The organism is Streptomyces sp. NPDC048419 (assembly GCF_043200415.1).
GTDB lineage: Bacteria > Actinomycetota > Actinomycetes > Streptomycetales > Streptomycetaceae > Streptomyces.
In genome coordinates, this window is record NZ_JBICXT010000117.1 from 1 (window position 1) to 1,394 (window position 1,394).

A 1,394-nucleotide genomic window follows, 5' to 3' on the forward strand; every position below is an offset into this window, starting at 1 on the left:
ATCACAACCTCCCACACACCCCCCACCCACGCCCCCCACCCAGTCTCCACCCCCCTCCACCCACCTCGCACCCCGACGACAGACCAACCCCAGCAACGTCCCCCACCGCACCGTGCCGACCCAGCACCGGTTCCCACCCCCTGAGGCTGCTGTGTCGTGTCAAGCCGCTTGAAGGAGCCCTGCCGCGTTCGGCTGGTTCCGTCGTTCGAGGATCTTGAGGATCTGGCGGCAGACATTGCGCCGAGGCAGCGCCGCACGTCGCAGGGGTTCCTGCCCTCGCCGATGCGATGGACGACATACGTCTTCGTGACAGGATCGAGCCGCATCTGATCAGGATGATCGTGTGCATCGCTCGGTTCAGCCGGCGGTCGCTGCCCCCGGTTCAGCGCTTGCTGGTCAGGCCCGACGAGGCCGGTTCCGTTCCGACGCCAGCGAAAGCGGCCTCGGAACGGAACCGGCCCGGATATGCCCAACTGACCAGATCTGTGCTGCGTTGAATCCTCCCCCAGCTGAAGCAGGGGGATTCCTGGCTCACGCCGCCTGCGGGTCAGCGACCCGACAGGTCTGAGCTTCCCCCGAGATGCGGAAGCAGTTGACAGGGGGTCAGGTGGTTCTCATGAGAGGAACATCGACCATGGCTGCTCCCAGGAAATACTCGCTGGAGTTGCGTGAACGTGCGGTGCGGATGTATCGCGCTTCCGATCCGAAGCCGCAGATCAAACGGCTGGCCGCAGAGATCGGCGTGCATCCCGAGGCCCTGCGCGGGTGGATCCGGCGGGTGCGAGGCCGGATGTGTTGACTCCGAGGGCGCTCAACTCGGCGAATGGATGTCGTCCTCGTCGCTCACGAACTCGGCAACTCGGGGCCCGTCTGGGACATCTGGGCGCACCGCGGGCACGACGACGTCGGGCTATCGACCCTGACTCGCTCCGCATCATGACCCGTGCCTGGGCCGTGAAGGCGGCAGTCGAGTAGTGCCCATGCAAGTACGCGAAGCCGCCCCGTTGCCGATGCGGGAGCGGCTTCGTCGTATGCGGTTGATCAGGCTGCCTTCACTCGGCCTGAGGTCGCCCATGCCAACTCGAGGACAGGTTGCGCAACAAATTCCCGACTCGGGGCGTTACTGGACCTCAGCTCCCTTGCGGGACGCCACCGGTCTGCTCAAGCAGCACGCGGGCAACGGTCCTGCGTAGTTCATCAGTCACCGGAACTTCTTGCGTCTCCGCCACCATCGTCACTGCCCTATTCAGATATTCTTCGGCTTCGCGGCGAGCGTCGTCCGCCAGTTTTTCTGCGGTCGCTTGGGTGGTTTCTGCGCGGGCCGGTGGCTTGGTGGTCCAGTGCTCGGGGTAGGCGGCGAGTTGCGCGGCCGTGAAGCCGGGCTCCTTCATCCG

Annotated in this window: 2 protein-coding genes; one reads left to right on the plus strand and one right to left on the minus strand. The window is 65.4% G+C overall.

All coding sequences use genetic code 11. The annotated features are described in order from the left end of the window. Positions 1-634 precede the first annotated feature (634 nt). Positions 635-799, plus strand: a complete 165-nt coding sequence (locus ACGFYN_RS48160) for a transposase (RefSeq protein ID WP_393872282.1) — start codon at positions 635-637, stop codon at positions 797-799. A gap of 331 nt (positions 800-1,130) precedes the next feature. Here ACGFYN_RS48160 and ACGFYN_RS48165 read toward each other — a convergent pair. Continuing rightward, the coding region (locus ACGFYN_RS48165; protein ID WP_393872283.1) for a hypothetical protein at positions 1,131-1,394 on the minus strand (264 nt) is incomplete at its 5' end.